The 18,602-nt window shown below is 72.9% G+C and carries 21 protein-coding genes and 1 riboswitch; of the genes, 11 read left to right on the forward strand and 10 right to left on the reverse strand.

Annotated features, from left to right (window positions below; translation table 11 throughout):
• Positions 1 to 50: 50 nt before the first annotated feature.
• Positions 51 to 194: riboswitch (cobalamin riboswitch) on the reverse strand.
• 146 nt (positions 195 to 340) lie between these two features.
• The 3 genes from ACIBAF_RS20015 to ACIBAF_RS20025 all read right to left on the reverse strand — a co-directional run bounded on the left by ACIBAF_RS20015 (position 341) and on the right by ACIBAF_RS20025 (position 2,784).
• Positions 341 to 562, reverse strand: a complete 222-nt coding sequence (locus tag ACIBAF_RS20015) for a hypothetical protein (RefSeq protein WP_334583600.1) — start codon at positions 560 to 562, stop codon at positions 341 to 343.
• A 34-nt stretch (positions 563 to 596) separates the two neighbouring features.
• On the reverse strand, positions 597 to 1,847 hold the full coding sequence (locus tag ACIBAF_RS20020) for an anion permease (RefSeq protein ID WP_399464540.1): 1,251 nt from the start codon (positions 1,845 to 1,847) through the stop codon (positions 597 to 599).
• A 121-nt stretch (positions 1,848 to 1,968) separates the two neighbouring features.
• Positions 1,969 to 2,784, reverse strand: a complete 816-nt coding sequence (locus ACIBAF_RS20025) for a lysozyme (RefSeq protein ID WP_399464541.1) — start codon at positions 2,782 to 2,784, stop codon at positions 1,969 to 1,971.
• Between the two features lie 205 nt (positions 2,785 to 2,989).
• On the opposite strand from ACIBAF_RS20025, the gene ACIBAF_RS20030 reads away from it, so the two are divergent.
• The 3 genes from ACIBAF_RS20030 to ACIBAF_RS20040 all read left to right on the forward strand — a co-directional run bounded on the left by ACIBAF_RS20030 (position 2,990) and on the right by ACIBAF_RS20040 (position 6,490).
• On the forward strand, positions 2,990 to 3,706 hold the full coding sequence (locus tag ACIBAF_RS20030; RefSeq protein ID WP_399464542.1) for a class II aldolase/adducin family protein: 717 nt from the start codon (positions 2,990 to 2,992) through the stop codon (positions 3,704 to 3,706).
• A 42-nt stretch (positions 3,707 to 3,748) separates the two neighbouring features.
• On the forward strand, positions 3,749 to 4,885 hold the full coding sequence (locus ACIBAF_RS20035) for an alpha/beta hydrolase (RefSeq protein WP_399464543.1): 1,137 nt from the start codon (positions 3,749 to 3,751) through the stop codon (positions 4,883 to 4,885).
• A 168-nt stretch (positions 4,886 to 5,053) separates the two neighbouring features.
• Positions 5,054 to 6,490, forward strand: coding sequence for a hypothetical protein (locus tag ACIBAF_RS20040; RefSeq protein WP_399464544.1), 1,437 nt, complete (start codon positions 5,054 to 5,056; stop codon positions 6,488 to 6,490).
• Between the two features lie 28 nt (positions 6,491 to 6,518).
• Here the strand turns inward: ACIBAF_RS20040 and ACIBAF_RS20045 are convergent, their stop codons facing one another.
• Positions 6,519 to 6,932: a VOC family protein gene (locus ACIBAF_RS20045; RefSeq protein WP_399464545.1), complete on the reverse strand. Its 414-nt coding sequence runs from the start codon at positions 6,930 to 6,932 to the stop codon at positions 6,519 to 6,521.
• A gap of 268 nt (positions 6,933 to 7,200) precedes the next feature.
• On the opposite strand from ACIBAF_RS20045, the gene ACIBAF_RS20050 reads away from it, so the two are divergent.
• From ACIBAF_RS20050 to ACIBAF_RS20060, 3 genes are all read left to right on the forward strand, one after another.
• Complete coding sequence (locus ACIBAF_RS20050; RefSeq protein ID WP_399464546.1) at positions 7,201 to 8,799, forward strand: ABC-F family ATP-binding cassette domain-containing protein; 1,599 nt, start codon at positions 7,201 to 7,203, stop codon at positions 8,797 to 8,799.
• Positions 8,800 to 9,146: 347 nt separating this feature from the next.
• A complete protein-coding gene (locus ACIBAF_RS20055) occupies positions 9,147 to 9,368 on the forward strand; it encodes a helix-turn-helix domain-containing protein (RefSeq protein ID WP_004002281.1) in 222 nt (73 codons plus the stop codon).
• 118 nt (positions 9,369 to 9,486) lie between these two features.
• Entirely contained in the window at positions 9,487 to 10,290 is an 804-nt protein-coding gene (locus ACIBAF_RS20060) for an enoyl-CoA hydratase/isomerase family protein (RefSeq protein ID WP_399464547.1), read from the forward strand.
• Positions 10,291 to 10,312: 22 nt separating this feature from the next.
• On the opposite strand, the gene ACIBAF_RS20065 is transcribed toward ACIBAF_RS20060, so the two are convergent.
• Positions 10,313 to 11,023, reverse strand: coding sequence for a nucleopolyhedrovirus P10 family protein (locus ACIBAF_RS20065; protein WP_399464548.1), 711 nt, complete (start codon positions 11,021 to 11,023; stop codon positions 10,313 to 10,315).
• A gap of 93 nt (positions 11,024 to 11,116) precedes the next feature.
• On the opposite strand from ACIBAF_RS20065, the gene ACIBAF_RS20070 reads away from it, so the two are divergent.
• The 5 genes from ACIBAF_RS20070 to amaP are packed head-to-tail and all read left to right on the forward strand — an operon-like array spanning position 11,117 to position 13,435.
• Complete coding sequence (locus ACIBAF_RS20070) at positions 11,117 to 11,602, forward strand: Asp23/Gls24 family envelope stress response protein (protein WP_399464549.1); 486 nt, start codon at positions 11,117 to 11,119, stop codon at positions 11,600 to 11,602.
• 33 nt (positions 11,603 to 11,635) lie between these two features.
• Entirely contained in the window at positions 11,636 to 11,821 is a 186-nt protein-coding gene (locus ACIBAF_RS20075) for a hypothetical protein (protein ID WP_399464550.1), read from the forward strand.
• Positions 11,822 to 11,829: 8 nt separating this feature from the next.
• Positions 11,830 to 12,219 carry an Asp23/Gls24 family envelope stress response protein gene (locus tag ACIBAF_RS20080; protein WP_399464593.1) on the forward strand — a complete coding sequence of 130 codons (390 nt, stop codon included), beginning with the start codon at positions 11,830 to 11,832 and terminating at the stop codon, positions 12,217 to 12,219.
• On the forward strand, positions 12,216 to 12,851 hold the full coding sequence (locus ACIBAF_RS20085; RefSeq protein ID WP_399464551.1) for a DUF6286 domain-containing protein: 636 nt from the start codon (positions 12,216 to 12,218) through the stop codon (positions 12,849 to 12,851). Before ACIBAF_RS20080 ends, ACIBAF_RS20085 begins: the two co-directional genes overlap by 4 nt.
• A 5-nt stretch (positions 12,852 to 12,856) precedes the next feature.
• Positions 12,857 to 13,435, forward strand: coding sequence for an alkaline shock response membrane anchor protein AmaP (amaP, locus tag ACIBAF_RS20090; protein ID WP_399464552.1), 579 nt, complete (start codon positions 12,857 to 12,859; stop codon positions 13,433 to 13,435).
• A gap of 18 nt (positions 13,436 to 13,453) precedes the next feature.
• On the opposite strand, the gene ACIBAF_RS20095 is transcribed toward amaP, so the two are convergent.
• The 5 genes from ACIBAF_RS20095 to ACIBAF_RS20115 are packed head-to-tail and all read right to left on the reverse strand — an operon-like array spanning position 13,454 to position 18,454.
• On the reverse strand, positions 13,454 to 14,209 hold the full coding sequence (locus ACIBAF_RS20095) for an SDR family oxidoreductase (RefSeq protein ID WP_399464553.1): 756 nt from the start codon (positions 14,207 to 14,209) through the stop codon (positions 13,454 to 13,456).
• Between the two features lie 5 nt (positions 14,210 to 14,214).
• Positions 14,215 to 16,002 (reverse strand): glycoside hydrolase family 15 protein, encoded by a 1,788-nt coding sequence (locus ACIBAF_RS20100; protein ID WP_399464554.1) that lies wholly within the window; start codon positions 16,000 to 16,002, stop codon positions 14,215 to 14,217.
• Positions 16,003 to 16,035: 33 nt separating this feature from the next.
• Complete coding sequence (locus ACIBAF_RS20105; protein WP_399464555.1) at positions 16,036 to 16,329, reverse strand: hypothetical protein; 294 nt, start codon at positions 16,327 to 16,329, stop codon at positions 16,036 to 16,038.
• Positions 16,326 to 16,901, reverse strand: coding sequence for an RNA polymerase sigma factor (locus ACIBAF_RS20110; RefSeq protein ID WP_399464556.1), 576 nt, complete (start codon positions 16,899 to 16,901; stop codon positions 16,326 to 16,328). The genes ACIBAF_RS20105 and ACIBAF_RS20110 overlap by 4 nt, the downstream gene beginning before the upstream one ends.
• Positions 16,898 to 18,454: a sodium:solute symporter gene (locus ACIBAF_RS20115; protein ID WP_399464557.1), complete on the reverse strand. Its 1,557-nt coding sequence runs from the start codon at positions 18,452 to 18,454 to the stop codon at positions 16,898 to 16,900. Before ACIBAF_RS20115 ends, ACIBAF_RS20110 begins: the two co-directional genes overlap by 4 nt.
• Positions 18,455 to 18,602 lie beyond the last annotated feature (148 nt).

The raw sequence follows: 18,602 nt of genomic DNA on the forward strand, positions 1-18,602 counted from the left end.
AACGGCCGAGCGGGCATGGCGATATGTCCTCACTCAGGGTGTCCACGCCCTGGTTCGACGAGACCGGCGGCGAGAGTTCCTGGCTCCCGGGGCTTACTACCCCGGTGACAGTGGCGGGACCGCGCCGGATTCGCACCGGCTTCCTCTTCTGCCGCCGTACATGGCTCGGGCAGTCCACCACGGCCCCGGAAGGGCCGTCAACTTGCTGTTGACCTGCACGGGGAGAGTGTGCAGAACCCCACATCGCCCTGGTCCCACGGCGCGCAGAACATGACTCGGCCCTGCCGCAGCCGCCCGTGAAGGCGACCGCAGACAGGGCCGAGTGAGAAACCTGTACGTCTCAGGCCACGATCAGCGAAATCCCGTACGCCACCGCCGCCGCGCACGCCGCGAAGCACGCGTACGCGCCCGTCACCGCGAGGGTGGCCGAGCCGCCCTCTGCCGTGGCGCGTTCCTGGCGGGACAGGCCCATGACGCCCAGGGTGAACAGGGTGACGAGGCCCACGGTGACCGCGAGGCTGACGCCGAAGACGGAGCCCAGGGCTGCCCAGTCGATCTTCATGCTGGTTCTCTTCCTTCGTACCGGGTGCGCGGGCTCAGACGGCCGCGGCCGGGGGAGTGGCGGGCTCGGTGGGCGCGGTCGCGGTCGCCGGGGACGGGATCGTGGCCGTCAGGTCCTCGGTCACCGTGCCCGTCGGAGGCGGGGTCACCGCCGCGATCGCCGTGGTGATCACGCCGGGCGACTCCTCGGGCTCGTTGACGTTCGACGCGTCGACGACCTCACGCCGCGAGATCTTCCAGATCGCCGCGCTGGAGGCCACCAGGAAGACGGCCACGACCGCCGTGCCCCAGTCGCCCAGGTCCGTGACCGACTCGGCCAGCGCGCCCACCAGCGCCGCCGCCGGGAGCGTCAGGCCCCAGGCCACGAACATGCGGGTCGCCGTGGACCAGCGGACCACGCCGCCCTTGCGGCCCAGGCCCGCGCCCATCACCGCACCGGAGACCGAGTGGGTGGTGGAGAGGGAGAAGCCGAGGTGGGAGGAGGCCAGGATGACCGTGGCCGCGCTGGTCTGGGCGGCGAAGCCCTGCTGCGGCTGCAGGTCGGTCAGGCCCTTGCCCATGGTGCGGATGATGCGCCAGCCGCCGAGGTAGGTGCCGAGCGCGATGGCCAGGCCGGCGGAGAGGATGACCCAGACCGGCGGGTCGGAGTCGGGCGCCACGGCGCCGCCGGCGACCAGGGCGAGGGTGATGATGCCCATCGTCTTCTGCGCGTCGTTGGTGCCGTGGGCCAGGGAGACCAGGCCGGCCGAGGCGATCTGGCCGGCGCGGTAGCCCTTCTCGGCCGCCTTGCCGTCGGCCTTCTTGCCGAGGGTGTAGGAGAGGCGGGTCGCGAGCAACGCGGCGACGCCCGCGACGATCGGGGCCGCGATCGCCGGGATGAGGACCTTGGTGACCAGCGCGTCGCCGTGCACCGCGTCGAAGCCCGCCGAGGCGATGGTGGCGCCGATCAGACCGCCCATGAGGGCGTGGGAGGAGCTGGAGGGCAGGCCCACCAGCCAGGTCAGCAGGTTCCAGAGGATCGCGCCGACCAACGCGGCGAAGATGACCTCGGGACGGATGCCGGTCTCGTCGACGAGACCCTTGGAGATCGTGTTGGCGACCTCCACGGAGAGGAAGGCGCCCACCAGGTTGAGCGCGGCGGACATGGCCACCGCGACCTTGGGCTTGAGCGCACCGGTCGAGATGGTCGTGGCCATCGCGTTGGCGGTGTCATGAAAACCGTTCGTGAAATCAAACGCGAGTGCGGTTACCACCACAATCGCGAGGATCAGCGAGAAGTTTTCCATTTACCCAGGCAATCGTTCGAAGTCATCGGTCGGTTGACCGTAGGAAACCTGGGTGAACGGAAGATGAACTGGGGTGGGCGTCAGGGTGTCTGATATCGGGGTGTGAGTGGGGTCTTGGCGGCTACTGGCCCGCCGCGAGCCGCTCCAGCTGGGTCGCGGAGCCGTTGAAGAGATTCTGGTCACCCGGCAGGCTCCCGCTGTCGGCGTACTGCCAGAAGGTCCACGCCGACCAGCCGGCCGGCAGCACCCCCGCGTCGGCCGAGCCGTAACGGGCGATCCACAGGGCATGATCCGCGGCGAAGGCGCCGCTGCCGCCCGTGCAGAGGTTCCACCAGTGGGTCGTCGTGTAGATCACCGGGCGACGGCCGGTGAGGCGGCGCACCTCGTCGCTGAAGGCCCTGATCCAGGCGACCATCTCCGCTCGGCCCAGCCCGTAACACGTGCGCCCGCTGTCGTACGGGTTGTACTCGATGTCCAGGGCGGGCGGCAGGGTCCGGCCGTCCGGGCTCCAGGCGCCGCCGTTGTGCACGAAGTGATCGGCCTGCGCCGTGCCCGAGCCCTGGTCGGGCAGCGCGAAGTGGTACGCGCCGCGGAGCAGTCCGGCGGCGCCGGCGCCCTCGTACTGCGCTCCGAAGTAGGGGTTGCGGTATCCGGTGGACTCGGTCGCTTTGACGTAGACGAAGCTCGCCCCCGCGGCCTGCGCCTTCGTCCAGTCGACGGACTTCTGGCGGGACGAGACGTCGTGCCCCTTCGGCGGCTCCGCCGCGCGGGCGGGCGCCGTCGCGAGCGCGGTACCCGCCGCGGCGAGCGCCAGGAGGCAGGCCGCCAGGGCGAGGCCGCGGCGACGCGACCTGGGCGAGGGCAGCGACGTGGGTGAGGGCGGCGACGTGGGTGAGGGCGACGACGTGAGTGAGGGCGGTGTGTGGGCGCGGGCCATGAGTCCCCCCGGAAATGGCGGCGTGCACGAAAACCACCCAGAGGTTAGGGGGAGATCCGCTGGGATCGGTGTATGACGGTCGATCTCCGGCCAATCGCCTCAAGAGAGTGATGTATGCCGATATGCGGTCTTTCGGAGGACCGGCTTCCGGCCTACAGTGCACGCCTTGCCGGACTGTCGTGCCGTCCCCTGGCAGGATCGGGGCATGGCTGAGCAGCGGCGCGACGGGCGGGAGTCCCGGGACGCGCGGGACGGCATCTGGAGTGCGGCCCAGGCGCGGGCCTGGGAGGCGCTGGTGGCGACGGCCCGCCGCACGGTGAGCGACGGCCTCGTGGTCGGCACCTCCGGCAACGTCTCCGTGCGCGTCGGCGACACCGTGCTGGTCACCCCGTCGGGCGTGCCCTACGACCGGCTCACCCCGGACGACGTCACGGGCGTCGACCTGACCGGCCGGCAGGTGCTCGGCGCCCTGGTCCCGACGAGTGAACTGCCCATGCACCTCGCCGTCTACCACGCCACCGACGCCGGTGCGGTCGTCCACACCCACGCCGTGCACGCCACGGCCGTCTCCACCCTCGTCGGCGAGCTCCCCCTCGTCCACTACATGGCGGGCGCGCTCGGCGGCGCCGTCCGGGTCGCCCCCTATGCGACGTACGGCACCGAGGAGTTGGCCGAGAACATGCTCCTGGCCCTCGCCGACCGCACCGGCTGCCTCCTCCAGAACCACGGCACCCTCACCTACGGCGTCACCCTCGACCAGGCCTACGACCGCACCGCCCAGCTGGAGTGGATGTGCCGGCTGTGGCTGACGGCCTCGTCGCTGCCCGGCCGGAATCCCACCCTCCTGACGGAGGAACAGGTCGCGGAGGCGGGGGAGCGGCTGCGGGCGTACGGGCAGCGGCCTCCGTCCCGTCGCGGGTGAGCTCCACTGGCTCGTCGCCAGGATGGCCGGGACACTGGACGGGTGCGCACTGTCAAAGCGACGGCCGCCGCCGTCACCGCAGCCCTGGCCGCCGGCGCCGCCAGTGTCGCCGCCGGCCGGTTCGCCAGCGACGCCGCGCTGAAGGCGCCGCCCGGCCGGCCCCTGCCCACCGAACCCCGGCTCACGGTGCACGGCACGGCAGCCGGCCAGATCACCCTCACCCGCGATCTGGCCGCCCTGCGCCCCGGCGCCCACGGCCTCTCCGGCAACGGCTCCCACGCGGTCGTCGGCGCCGTCCTGCCCGCCGCCCCGCACTCCGCCGACACCGTCGTACGCCGCCTGGAACGCATCACCCACGGCACGCTGAACCCCGGCGACGCGGTCTGGCTCACCCCGAATCTGTACGTCGGCGATCCCGGCAGCGCTCTCGGCCTCGACCACGCCGACATCGACGTGCCCGGCGAACTGGGCAACCTGCCCGCGTGGTTCGTCCCCGGCGCCCGGCGCACCTGGGTGATCGCCGTGCACGGCCTGGGCGCCACCCGGGAACTCGCCCTGAACGTCATGGGCTTCCTGCACCGCCGCCGCTTCCCCGTGCTCGCCCTCGCCTACCGCGGCGACGTCGGCGCGCCCCGTTCCCCGGACGGGCTGAACCACCTCGGCGCGACCGAGTGGCGCGACGTGGACGCGGCGATGCGGTACGCCGTGCGCTACGGCGCCGAACGCGTCGTCCTGCTCGGCTGGTCCACCGGCGCCACCATGGCCCTGCGCGCCGCCGCCGACTCGGGGCTGCGCGACCTCGTCTCGGGGCTCGTGCTGGACTCCCCGGTCCTGGACTGGCGGACGACCCTGCGCGCCCTCGCCGCCGCCCGGCACACCCCCGGCCCGCTGCTGCCGCTCGCCGTCCGCGCCGCCGAGGGCCGCACCGGTCTGCACGGCGGTCGCGGCGACGACGGCGACACGGCCGCCGACCCGGCCCGGCTGACCGTCCCGACCCTGATCCTGCACGGTCCCGACGACACCGTCGCCCCCTGGGGCGCCTCCCGCCGCCTCGCGGCCCGCCGCCCCGACCTGGTGGCCCTGCACACCGTCCCGCTCGCCCCGCACAGCGCCATGTGGAACGCCGACCCCGCGGCCTACGAGGAGGCCCTGCGCCGCTTCCTCACCCCCCTCATGTGAGCCCGTGACAGGGCCGCCCGGACCGGTCGCGACCGTTCCGTTTAAGCCCGTACCACTGGCCTGAACACGTCTCCTCGCCCTTCGCGGAACCCCGTGCGTTGGCCAGTCCCGTAGCCCGCCGTGACATTCCGTTTGGGTTTTCGGACCGTCAACCGGAAGACTGCACCCGTGACGTCCCGTATCCCGCGCGACTCCAGGCTTCGACTCGTCCGCCCGCGACCCCTGGCCGCCGCCCCCTCAGCTGTGAACGAGCGGCGCCCGCGCCGCCCCGCACCCCGCCCGCCGGAGGGCACCCCGGCCCCCGCGGAGCTGGCCAGAATGGCGCGCTCCGGACTGGCCGCCGCGGCCCGCGTCGCCCGCTGGGCCGACAACGCCCTCGGACCCGGCCGAGACGCCGCGACCACCGACGGCAAGGCCACCCTCTCCGACGCGACCGCCGAACGGGCGGCCAGTGATCTGGGCCTGACCACGGACCGGATCCGCGCCGACTGGGACACCGCCCGCCTGGCCGGCCTCGTCGAGGTGCACGGCGACAGCGCCCGCCCCGGCTGGCGGCTGCGCGCCTGGGACCGCGACGACAGCGCCGTCCTGCGCGGCTGGGTCGCCCTGTTCGACGCCTGGTCGCTCGCCTCCCCGGAACCCGGGGAGCAGGAGGCCGCCGCCGTCGCCGAGGTCGTCTCGGCCATGCCGCAGGTGCTCTCCTTCCTCCAGCTGTCCGCCGGGCCCGTCCCCGTCGAGCAGCTCCTGGACCTGCTGCGCCAGCGCGTCACCGAACTGCGCACCGAGCGCTGCGAGGTCCCCTACGGGGCCGGCTCCGAACCCGCGACGCCCCTCGCGCCGGTCCCTGCCGTCGAGGCCGACCCGGCGGAGCCCGCCCAGGACGCCGAACTCGCCCCCCTCCTCGACTGGGCCCTGCACGCCCTCGCCTCGGTGGGCGCCCTCACCTACGGCGCCGGACAGGCCACGCTGACCCCGCTGGGCAGCTGGGCGGTCTGGGTCAAGCTGGAGCAGATCTGCGTCGCCGCGCAGAGCCCCGCCGGGAACATCGAGCAGTCGGCCGAGGGCATGCTCCGCGGCTGCGCCCAGCTCCGCCCGAACGCGGCCCGCGCCGAGTACCGCGCCTGGCTCGCCGCCCGGACCGTCGGCAGCGCCGTCACCGAGCTGCTGCTCGCCGCCCGCGGGGACGACGCCCTGCTGCGCGGCCTCGCCTTCGAGGCGCTGCGCGTCGTCGGCGCCCCCGCCGAGCCCGACGTCCGCGCGGTCGTCGAGGAGCCGGCGCTGCGGCCGTACGCGCTGCTGTGGCTCGCCGAGCACGACGGCATCGACCCGGAGGACGCCCACGAGGTGCTCACCCGGGAGGAGGCCACCTGGCTGTGGGTCGACACCGCCGCGGCCGTCGCCGACCACGGCGAGGCGCCGATGCTCGTACGCCACCTGGAGTCCGCGCTGCAGCCGACCGTGCCCGCCCTGCTGACCGAGGTGCGGGCCGTGGGACACCCGCGCACCGTGCAGGTGCTGGTGGCGCTCGCCGCCGCGCACCCCGACCCGGCGCTGGCCAAGGCCGTCCGCCGGGCCGCCTTCCAGGTGCACACCGGGGGCAGCTGAGCCCCCGGTGCCCCGGCCTCGGCGGGCGTCAGCCCTGTATCTCGGGCGCGTACGTGCCGAAGCTCCAGAGGTTGCCCTCGATGTCCCGGGCCATGTAGTCCCGGGAGCCGTAGTCCTGGTCCGTCGGGGGCATCAGGATCTCCGCACCGTGTTCCACGGCCCGCCGGTGGTGTGCGTCCACGTCGTCCACCACGACGTACACCCCGGCCGGGCCCGCGCCCTTCATCGCCGTGTCGAAGACCCCGCCGCGGCCCTTCGAGCCGAGCATCACCGCGCCGTTGCCCTGCACCAGCTCGGCGTGCATCACCGCGCCGTCCTCCCCCTCGTACACGGACAGTTCGGTGAAGCCCAGGGCCTCCGTGAGCTGACGGATCGCCGCCTTCGCGTCGGCGTACAACACCGTCGGATAGATGCTCGGTCGTCCGCTGTTCGTGCCTGCCATACCGATCACTCCCTTGTGATCACTGCCGGAGATGCCGTACGCGGTCAAGTCTTGCAGCGACCACTGACAACGGCCCTCGGCCGGGACGCCCGGGGTGCGCGGAGGCGACGAATCGCACACCCGCGCGCGGAGATCGAACACCCGAACACAGAAAAAGTGCTTGCACGGTCCCGTTAGACTGGCCTCATGGCCATTCTCCTCGCGCATTAGACGGCGGGAACGTCCTCAGCCGCCCATCCCGCCAACGACCCCGCACAGGAGTCTGTCCGTGATCTCCGCCTCCGGCATCGAGCTGCGCGCCGGTGCCCGCATCCTCATCGAGAACGCCTCCTTCCGCGTAGCCAAGGGCGACCGCATCGGTCTGGTCGGGCGCAACGGCGCCGGCAAGACCACGCTGACCAAGGTCCTGGCCGGTGAGGGCATCCCGGCCGGCGGCCAGGTCACCCGCTCCGGCGAGGTCGGCTACCTCCCGCAGGACCCCCGCACCGGCGACCTCGACGTCCTCGCCCGCGACCGCATCCTCTCCGCGCGCGGCCTGGACGTCCTGATCCGCAAGATGCGCGAGAACGAACAGCGGATCGCCAACGGCTCGGGCGCCACCCGCGACAAGGCGATGCGTCAGTACGAGCGCCAGGAGACGGAGTTCCTCACCAAGGGCGGGTACGCCGCCGAGGCCGAGGCCGCGACCATCGCCGCCGCGCTCAACCTGCCCGACCGGGTGCTCGGCCAGCCCCTGCACACGCTCTCCGGCGGTCAGCGTCGCCGTGTGGAACTGGCCCGCATCCTGTTCTCCGACGCGGACACCCTGCTCCTCGACGAGCCGACGAACCACCTCGACGCCGACTCGATCGTCTGGCTGCGCGACTACCTCAAGACCTACCGCGGCGGCTTCATCGTCATCAGCCACGACGTCGACCTGGTCGAGACGGTCGTCAACAAGGTGTTCTACCTGGACGCCAACCGCTCCCAGATCGACGTCTACAACATGGGCTGGAAGCTGTACCAGCAGCAGCGCGAGGCCGACGAGAAGCGCCGCAAGCGCGAGCGGCAGAACGCCGAGAAGAAGGCCCAGGCGCTGCACTCGCAGGCCGACAAGATGCGCGCCAAGGCCACCAAGACGGTCGCGGCGCAGAACATGGCCAAGCGCGCCGACCGGCTGCTCGCCGGCCTGGAGGCGGTCCGCGTCTCCGACAAGGTCGCCAAGCTCCGCTTCCCGGAGCCCGCGCCCTGCGGCAAGACGCCGCTGATGGCCGAGGGCCTGTCGAAGTCGTACGGCTCGCTGGAGATCTTCACCGATGTCGACCTGGCCATCGACAAGGGCTCCCGGGTCGTCATCCTCGGCCTCAACGGCGCCGGCAAGACGACCCTGCTGCGGCTGCTGGGCGGGGTGGAGACGCCCGACACCGGCGAGGTCGTCCCCGGGCACGGCCTCAAGCTCGGCTACTACGCCCAGGAGCACGAGACCCTCGACCCCGAGCGCTCGGTCCTGGAGAACATGCGCTCCGCCAATCCCGACCTGGACCTGGTCGAGGTCCGCAAGACGCTCGGCTCGTTCCTGTTCTCCGGCGACGACGTCGACAAGCCGGCCGGTGTCCTGTCCGGCGGCGAGAAGACCCGGCTGGCCCTCGCCACCCTCGTGGTCTCCTCGGCCAACGTGCTGCTGCTCGACGAGCCCACCAACAACCTCGACCCGGCCAGCCGTGAGGAGATCCTCGGCGCGCTGCGTACCTACAAGGGCGCGGTCGTCCTCGTCACCCACGACGAGGGCGCCGTGGAGGCGCTGCAGCCCGAGCGGATCATCCTGCTGCCCGACGGCGTCGAGGATCTGTGGGGCTCCGACTACGCGGATCTGGTCGCTCTGGCCTGATCGAGAGCGTGATCCATGGTTCCGGATCATTCCTCTGGATCATTCGGCCCACCGGTGATCCATCATCTGTGTGAGATCTCCTCGTATCGAGGTGTGTCCTACACGGATTTCGCGGCCGATCCCTTTGTCGACAAGGGGTCGGCCGTCGTGCGTCCCTGACCTGCTGCTTCGCACAACAACCCGTTCGGCCCCACGAACACCACCAGGTGGAATCGCGGATTCCACTTGTGGGGACGCACTCCTGTCGTCAAAACCCTCATCCACGGACCTTGCCGAATGGGTGGCCATCGCGCCCCGGAGGGGTGATCATGAGGAGACCAGAGCGCACTTCCCATGAGGAGGCACGGGTGGCCGAGACTCTGAAGAAGGGCAGCCGGGTGACCGGCGCCGCGCGCGACAAGCTCGCGGCAGACCTGAAGAAGAAGTACGACTCCGGTGCGAGCATCCGGGCACTGGCCGAGGAGACCGGCCGCTCGTATGGCTTCGTGCACCGGATGCTCAGCGAGTCGGGCGTCACGCTCCGTGGGCGTGGCGGGGCGACACGAGGCAAGAAGGCCGCCTCGTCCTGACCCCGGGCGGCCCACCGGCTTCGATGGTGGCCACCCGGTCGGTCCTTCGATCGGCCGGGTGGTTACTGTGCAGTCATTTAGCTGACCGCTAGCTGACCGCACTCATCGGAGGCACCCCATGGCCACGCCCGACCAGGAACTCGTTCCCCTGCTCGACAAGGACGGCGTACGGCTCACCGTCGACGACGCGCTCGCCACGGTGACGCTGGTCAATCCGGCCAAGCGCAATGCGCAGAGCCCCGCGATGTGGCGGGCACTCGCCGAGGCCGGGCGACTGGTGCCGGGCTCCGTCCGCGTGGTCGTGCTGCGCGGCGAGGGCAAGTCCTTCTCCGCGGGGCTCGACCGGCAGATGTTCACGCCCGAGGGGATCGAGGGCGAGCCGTCCTTCATCGATCTCGCGCGCAGTGGCGACGCCGAACTCGACGCCGCCATCGCCGGGTTCCAGGAGGGCTTCACCTGGTGGCGACGCAACGACCTCGTGTCCATCGCCGCCGTCCAGGGCCACGCCATCGGCGCGGGCTTCCAGCTGGCCCTCGCCTGTGACCTGCGCGTCGTCGCCGACGACGTGCAGTTCGCCATGCGGGAGACCAGCCTGGGCCTCGTACCGGACCTGACGGGCACGCATCCCCTCGTCTCGCTGGTCGGCTACGGCCGCGCGGCCGAGATCTGCCTGACGGGCCGGTTCGTGCACGCCGACGAAGCGGTGAGCTCCGGGCTCGCCAACATCGCCGTGCCCGCCGAGGAACTCGACACGACGACCCGAGAGCTGGCCGCGGCGATCCTGGCCGCGCCCCGCGAGGCCGTCATCGAGACCAAGGCCCTGCTGCGCGGCGTCGGCGAGCGCACCTACGACGAACAGCGCGCCGCCGAGCGCGCCGCCCAGGGCCGCCGTCTGCGGGACATGGCCGGCGTGGGCGAATGAGCCGCGTCCCGGCGGCAGTCCGTCACTCCACCGCCGTGACCACGACGGTCACCGTCGGGTGATCCCGTAGGGCCTCCGACACCGCCCTGCGCACCTCCCTGGCCACGTCCAGGGCCTGGTGGCCGGCGCTCACCGCGATCTCCACGCGCGCGTGGCGGTGCGGCAGGGCGGTCGGGTGCGGCCGTTCCTCGACGCGCACCGCCCGGCCGAGGACGTCGGTCATACGGGTCACCCCTGCCACGGACAGGGCGGCGACGGTCGCCCGTGCCTCGTCGCCGTGCTGGGTCCGCCCGACGGGCGACGGCTCGGGAGGGGGCTGTGCCGCCTCCGGAACCGGGTCCTCGTCCAGCAGGGCCGTCACCCGCAGGTCCACCTCCGACACCGCCAGGCCGAGACGGCCCGTCGCGGCCGCCGCCAGGGCCGTGCGCAGGCGGGCCGCCGTCGTCGGCAGCGGCTCGGTCGAGGAGGCGGCGAACTCCGCCGTCACCCGCAGCGGTCCGGGCGGCAGCGCGCTCGGCGGCGGCGGTACGGCGGGCTCGTACCTCCCCGCAGGGTCCACCGCCGCGATCCGCAGCGCGCCCAGCCGCACACCGGCCACATCGTCCACCGCCCGGCGCAGCACCGTCCCGGCCGCGCCCTCCGCGATCCACGCGCCGTCGCGCGGCCCACCCAGGGGGAGCAGTCTTCCGAGGCCCAGCTGACGCCGCACCGCACTCGTCCACCCGTCCGTCATTCCTCCAGCCTGCCGCATTCCTGGCGCGCTGGCGGGCAACCGCGCTTACGGTGGTCGAGGGGACGACAAAACCGGACGTAAGGACGTACGGCGATGACCGAGACAACGGAGCAGAACCGGACGCAGACCCCTGACAGCGGCGCCGACCCGCTGCAGACCCGCAAGGTCTCCGCCAAGCGCGGCGGCGGGGACCCGGCGACCCGCGGGCGGACCACCATCGCCGACGGAGTCGTGGAGAAGATCGCAGGCCTGGCGACCCGGGACGTCGTCGGCGTGCACGCGATGGGCAGCGGCCTGAGCCGCACCTTCGGCGCCGTACGGGACCGGGTGCCCGGCGGGACGAAGTCCGTGACGCGCGGCGTCAAGGCCGAGGTCGGCGAGGTGCAGACCGCGCTCGACCTGGAGATCGTCGTCGACTACGGCGTGTCGATCACCGAGGTCTCGCGGGACGTCCGCGAGAACGTGATCGCGGCCGTGGAGCGGATGACCGGACTGGAGGTCGTCGAGGTCAACATCGCGGTGAGCGACGTCAAACTGCCCGAAGAAGAGGAAGAGGAGCCGGAGCCCCGGATCCAGTGAGGTGGCAGTGAGGACTGCCGAGGGGAGCGCACCTTGAACATGGCTGTGGTCGGCATGATCGCCGGCATGGCGCTGGGCTTCGCCGGATACTTCGGCGGGTTCGGGGCCTTCGTGCTGGTGGCGGCACTGGGCGCCATCGGCTTCGTCGTCGGCCGGTTCCTGGAGGGGGACCTGGAACTCGGCGACTTCTTCCGCACCCGTGACGACCGGCGCCGGTGACGACGGCGATGACGACGGCGATGGCGAACGAGGGGAGCGACGCCCCGGACAGACGCTCGGCAGCCGTTCCCCCGGGCGGGCGCGGCGCGACCCGGATCGCCGACCGGGTCGTGGCGAAGATCGCCGCCCAGGCCGCCCGCGAGGCGGTGGGCCCCCTGCCCGCGGACGCCGGACGCCCGCATGCCACCGTCCTGGTCCACCATGACGCCGCGCACGTCAGAGTCCACCTGGAGCTCGACTACCCGACCGACATCGGGGCCCGCTGTCATGAGGTGCGTCGTCATGTCACGGAGCGGGTAGGCGCGTTGGTGGGAATGGAGGTTCCGGAGGTCGCCGTCCAGGTGGAACGGCTGCACCTGACATCGGCCCCCGGCGTGGCACACGGGAGGACGCGATGAGCGAGCCCGGAGGCTTGCAGGGCACACTGCCCGTTCTGGAGAAGCCCCCGCAGGACACCGACCAGGGGCAGGGCGGTGACACGAGCCCCGCCAACCACCGGTTCTGGTCGGCGCGCCGCGTCCCGGCCGCCGTCGTCGCGGTGCTGCTGCTGGTCGTCGCGGCCGCCTTCCTCTACGACGTCGCCGCCGTCCGCGCCCACCGGCCCGTCATGGCCTGGCGGCGCGAACTCGCCCGGCAGCTCGCCGAACGTCCCCTCGACGACGGCTGGGTACTGCTCGGCGCCGGGGTCGCGGCCGCCCTCGGCCTGTGGCTGGTCGTCCTGGCCGTCACCCCGGGCCTGAGGGACGTCCTGCCGATGACCCGCCCCCGCCCCGACGTCCGCGCCGGCCTGCACCGGGGCGCGGCCGCCCTGGTGCTGCGCGACCGGGCCATGGAGATCGCCGGCGTGCAGTCGGCACGGGTGCGCGTCGGCCGCCGCAGGGCCGACGTCCGGGTGGTCTCCCACTTCCGCGACCTCGACGACGTGCACGCCGACCTGGAAGCCGTCCTCACCGACGCCGTCCGCGGCCTGGGCCTGACCCGGCCGCCCGCGCTCTCGGTCCATGTGCGGCGACCCGGGAAGAAGGGGTGAGGACGATGCTCGGCACCGTCAACCGTGTGCTCCTCGGCGTCGTCGGGCTGGTCCTGCTCGCCGTCGGCGGCGCGGTCCTGGCCGTCGGCCTGGGCGCCTCCCCGCCGTCCTGGTGGCTGCACGACGGCCCCCACGACAGCCTCCTCACCACCGCCGAACGCACCCGCTGGCGCGACGAGACCTGGTGGTGGCCGACGGTCATCGCGGTCCTCGCCCTCCTGGTGCTGCTCGCCCTGTGGTGGCTGACCGCGGTCCTGCGCCGCCGCCGGCTCGGCGAGCTCCTCGTCGACACGGGCGACGGCGCGGGCGCCCTGCTGCGGGGCCGCGCCCTGGAGGGCGTACTCGCGGGCGAGGCGGGCCGGATGGACGGCGTCGCCCACGCCCACGTCCGCCTGACCGGCCGGAGGGAGGCTCCCGAGGCACACGTGGACCTGCTCCTGGAGCCGCATGTGGACCCGGCGACGACTCTGGACCACCTGACGACCCAGGCCCTGACCCACGCCAAGGATTCGGCGGCCCTGAAGGCGCTGCCGGCCGGGGTGCGGATGAAGGCGGCCAAACACAAGGCGGAAAGGGTGAGCTGAGAGCCTTCGGGGGCGCGCTCAGAACCCGTGCCGCATCCCGCCGTCGACCGGCAGCATGATCCCCGTCAGATAGGAGGCCGCCGGCGAGAGCAGGAACGCGGCCGCCCGGCCGAACTCGTCCGGGGTCCCGTACCGCCGCAACGGGATGCGGGACTCGTTGGCGGCCCGTGTGGCCTCGGGGTCGGCCGACAGTCCGTCCAGCTCGCGCACGCGATCCGTGTCGATCCGGGCCGGCAGCAGCCCGACCACGCGGATCCCCCGCGGCCCCAGCTCGTCGGCGAGCGACTTCGCGAACCCGGCCAGCCCCGGCCGCAGCCCGTTGGAGATCGTCAGCCCGGGAATCGGCTCGTGCACCGACCCCGACAGCACGAACCCGATGACGCCGCCCGCCTCCAGTTCGGCGGCAGCCGTCCGCGCGAGCCGGACCGCCCCCAGGAACACCGACTCGAACGCCGCCCCCCACTGCTCGTCGGTGTTGTCCGCGACGAACCCGGGCGGCGGACCGCCCACGCTCACCAGCACCCCGTCGAACCCGCCGAAGGCCTCCCGCGCCGCCGCGATCAGCCGGGCCGCCGCCCCGGCGTCGGCGTTGTCCACGGCGACGCCGACGGCGTTCGCCCCCAACTCGGCCGCGGCGTCGGCGACACGCTTCTCGTCCCGCCCGGTGAGCACGACCTTCGCGCCGTCCGCGACGAGCTCGCGCGCGGCGGCGTTGCCCAGGCCCCGCGTGGCCCCGGTGACGACGTACACCCGGTCCTTCAGTCCAAGATCCATGGCCCCTATCCTGCCCCCTCGCCGTCGTACAGGGCGAGGGCGGTGTTCACCAGGCCGATGTGACTGAACGCCTGCGGGAAGTTGCCCAGGTGCCGGCCGGCCACCGGGTCGTACTCCTCCGCCAGCAGCCCCACGTCGTTGGCCAGGCCGACGAGCCGTTCGAACAGCTCCCGCGCCTCCCGCGTACGGCCCGTCATGTGCAGGGCGTCCGCGAGCCAGAACGAGCAGGCCAGGAAGGTGCCCTCGTCGCCCGGCAGACCGTCGACGGGCGCGCCGTCGGTGCTGTAGCGACGCACCAGGCCGCCGTGCCCGAGTTCGTCGCGGATCGCGTCGACGGTGCCGACCACCCGCGGGTCGTCCGGCGGCAGGAAGCCGACGCGCGGGATGAGCAGCAGCGAGGCGTCCAGGTCGGCCGAGCCGTAGAACTGGGTGAAGGTGTTGCGCCGCGGGTCGTAGCCCTTCTCGCACACCTCGCGGTGCACCTCGTCGCGCAGGGCCCGCCAGCCCTCCAGGTCGCCGCGCAGCTTCGGGTACTCCTCCAGCGTGCGGACGGCCCGGTCGGCGGCCACCCACACCATCACCTTGGAGTGCACGAACTGACGCCGGCCGCCGCGCACCTCCCACAGGCCCTCGTCCGGCTGCCGCCAGTTCTCGGCCAGCCACTTCATCAGCGCGCTCTGCAACGACCACATGTGCGGCCTGGGCGACATGCCCGAGGTACGGGCCAGCGACAGCGAGTCCATCACCTCGCCGTAGACGTCCAGTTGCAGCTGGTCGACGGCTCCGTTGCCGATGCGCACGGGCGTGGAGCCGCCGTAGCCGGACAGCCACGGCAGTTCGCACTCGGGCAGCCGGCGCTCGCCCGCCAGCCCGTACATGATCTGCAGGTCCGCCGGATCGCCCGCGACGGCGCGCAGCAGCCAGTTGCGCCAGTTCTCGGCCTCCTCCTGGTAGCCGGCCGCCAGCAGGGCGCCGAGGGTGAGGGTGGAGTCGCGCAGCCAGCAGTAGCGGTAGTCCCAGTTGCGCACCCCGCCCAGCTCCTCCGGCAGGGAGGTGGTGAGCGCGGCGACGATGCCGCCGGTGGGAGCGTAGGTGAGGGCCTTGAGGGTGATCAGGGAGCGGACGACGGCGTCCCGGTGGGGCCCGTCGTAGCGGCAGCGGGCGGCCCACTCCTGCCAGTCCTCGACGCTGGTGCGCAGCGCCTCCCACGGGTCGACGAGCGGCGGCCGGGACTCGTTCGAGGGGTGCCAGGTCAGCACGAACGCGACCGACTCGCCCTCGGCGACGGTGAATTCCGAGTAGGTGCGGAAGTCCTCGCCCCAGGTGCGCACGGCCGGCTCGCTGCGGAACCAGACCGCGTCGGGACCGGCGATCGCCACCCGGTGTCCGTCGACCCGGCGCATCCAGGGCACGACCCAGCCGTAGTCGAAACGCAGCCGCAGCGTGCTGCGGACGGTGACCCGGCCGCGCACTCCCTCGACGATGCGGACGACGTCGGGGGCCTGGTCGCGTTGGGGCATCAGGTCAGTGACCCGGACAGCGCCCTCGGCGGTCTCCCACTCGGTGTCCAGGACGAGGGTGTCGGGCCGGTAGGCGCGCCGGGTGCAGGCGCCCTTCACGCCCTTGGGGGCGATGCGCCAGTGACCGTTCTCGTCGCCTCCGAGGAGGCGGGCGAAGCAGGCGCCGGAGTCGAACCGGGGCAGGCAGAGCCAGTCGACGGAACCGTCGACGCCGACCAGGGCCGCGGTCTGTTCGTCGCCGATGAGCGCGTAGTCCTCGATACGGGGGTCCACGGGGTGCGGGTTCCCAGCGGACCCGGGGGGCAATCAGGGGTGCGGCCGGGAGGGTGACGACAGGCTCACCGCGTCACCGGCGCCCGAGAAGACGACGCCCGGGTGCGACGGGGCCTGGTTCAGCACCCACAGGCCGATCAGCGTGGCCAGCGCGAAGACGACGGCGATCAGCACGGCGAGCACCAGCCGCCGCCGTCGTTCGCGCCGCAGCCACTCGCCGCGCGCCGTGCGGTAGGCGTCCGGGGCCGGCCGCACCCCGTCGGCCAGCGCCTCCAGGGCCTCGCGCAGCTCCCGCTCGGTGCGGTCCGTGTGGTCCGTGTCGGTCATCGCCGGGCCTCCATCGCCTGGGTGAGCGCGGCCAGGCCGCGGGAGGTGTGGGTTTTGACGGAGCCGCAGGAGATGCCCATAGCGGCGGCGATCTCGCTCTCCTTCAGCCCGAGCCAGTGCCGCAGCACGAGCGCCTCGCGCTGCCGGGACGGCAACTGCTGGAGGGCGTCGATCAGCACCCGCTGGTCGTCGCGCAGCAGCGCCGTGCTCTCCGCGGAGGCCACGGTCTCGTCCGGGAGTTCCGGCGGGCTCTCCACATGCCGGCGGGCGACCTGGAGGTGCCGTATCCGCATCCGGGTCAGATTGCAGACGGTGGAGCGCAGGTAGGCCTCCGCCGCCTCCACGTCCCGCAGCCGACGCCACTTGCGGTAGATCTGGTAGTACGCCTCGGCGACCACGTTCTCCGGGTCGTCCGCGCCCAGCAGCACGGCGAGCCGCAGCATCGAGGAGTAGTGCAGCTCGAAGAGCCGCGCCAGCGAGGCCTCGCGTTCCAGGTCGGCCGGGTCGCCCGCCACGGGGGTGAGCGGCACGACGGGAGGCTCCTGCACGGGGATCGGGGGTCTGCGTCTCACGGGTGGTTCGCTCCCGTCTCGGGGCGCCGCCTGGGGGCCAGGCGGGAGGGCAGGTCGGTGGTGTCGGCGCCGCGCGGGACGCCGAGACGTTCGAGGACGGCGGTGCCGGCCACCGCGACGGTCAGGTTGAGCAGCAGCGCGACCAGCCCGGCGTAGACCTCCAGCGGTCCGAAGCCCAGGCCGACGATGGACGAGAACCCCTCGCGCACGACCAGGAAGGTCCCGGCCGCCATGCCGGCCGCCCACCCGGCGAGCAGCGCGCGCGGATGCAGCCGCCCGGTGAACAGCCCCACGGCCACGGCCGGGAACACCTGCAGGATCCACACGCCGCCCAACAGCTGGAGGTTGACGGCGTCCTGGTCGCGCAGCCCGAACACGAACGCCACCGCTCCTGCCTTCGCGGTCAGCGACACCGCTTTGGCGATGCGCACCTGCCGCTTGGGCGTGGCCGTCGGATGGACGTACTCGACGTAGACGTTGCGTACGAAGCCGGTGGCGGCGGCGATCGACATGACGGCGGCCGGGACCAGCGCGCCCACGGTGATCGCGGCGAACACCAGCCCGGCGAGCGGAGCGGGCATCAGCCGGTCGACGAGCATCGGGACGGCCGCCTCGGCGCCCCCGTCCGGAGCGCGCACGCCCGCCGCGAGGGCGGCGACGCCGAGGAAGCCGAAGAGGGCGAGCAGTCCCGTCCACACGGGCAGCAACGCCGAGACCTTGCGCAGGGTGCGCTCCCCGTCGGCGGCGAACCCGGCCGTCAGCACATGCGGGTACATCAGCAGCGCCAGCGCGGAACCCAGCGCGAGCGTCGCGTACGCGGGCTGCTGGGCGGGGGAGAGGACCAGCGCGGAGTGCGCCACGTCCGTCCCGCCGAGCCGGTGCGCCGCACCGTCGAACACCGCTCCGGGCCCGCCGAGCCGCCGCAGCACCAGCCAGCACACGGCGGTCAGCGAGACGAACACCGCCACCGCCTTCAGCGCCGAGATCACCGCGGGCGCCCGCAGCCCGTGCCGGTACGTGGCCACCGCCAGCCCCGCGAACAGCGCCACCATCACCAGGTCGCCGGCCGCGCCCCGCGGATACACGCCCCCGGCGGTCAACACCGCCCGTATCCCGAGCAGTTGCAGCGCCAGGTACGGCATCGTCGCGAGGATCCCGGTCAGCGCCACCACCAGGGCCAGCGGCGGCGACCCGTACCGACCGCGCACGAAGTCGCCGGCGGTGACGTAACCGTTCCTGCGGGCCACGCTCCACAGCCGGCTCAGCAGCACGAAGGCGAGCGGGCAGACGATCACCGTGTACGGCACCGCGAAGAACGCGGGCGCGCCGTTGCCGTACGCCAGGCCCGGGACCGCGGTGAAGGTGTACGCGGTGAAGATCGTGCCGCCGAGCAGCAGCCAGGTCCAGACGGGGCCGAGGGAACGGTCGGCCAGCGCCCAGCCCTCCAGGGAGGGCAGCCGGTCGCTGGGGCGCAGCCGCCGCGCGGTCACGGCGAGCAGCGACGCCCCGCCGATCACGGCGAGGAACGTCGTGGTCATGGCGCCGTCGGCCATGGGTCACCGTCCTTGGTGTGCCTGTCCCTACCGGTCTAGTTGCGCGGACGGCCGTTTCGGTTGACGAGGAACCGGCGGGAAATCCGCCGGAAATTCCCTGTCAACCACTCCCGGCGGGCGGGCAACTCTTGCACATACCACCGGCGAA

The sequence above is a fragment of the Streptomyces sp. NPDC051677 genome (assembly GCF_044453465.1).
GTDB lineage: Bacteria > Actinomycetota > Actinomycetes > Streptomycetales > Streptomycetaceae > Streptomyces.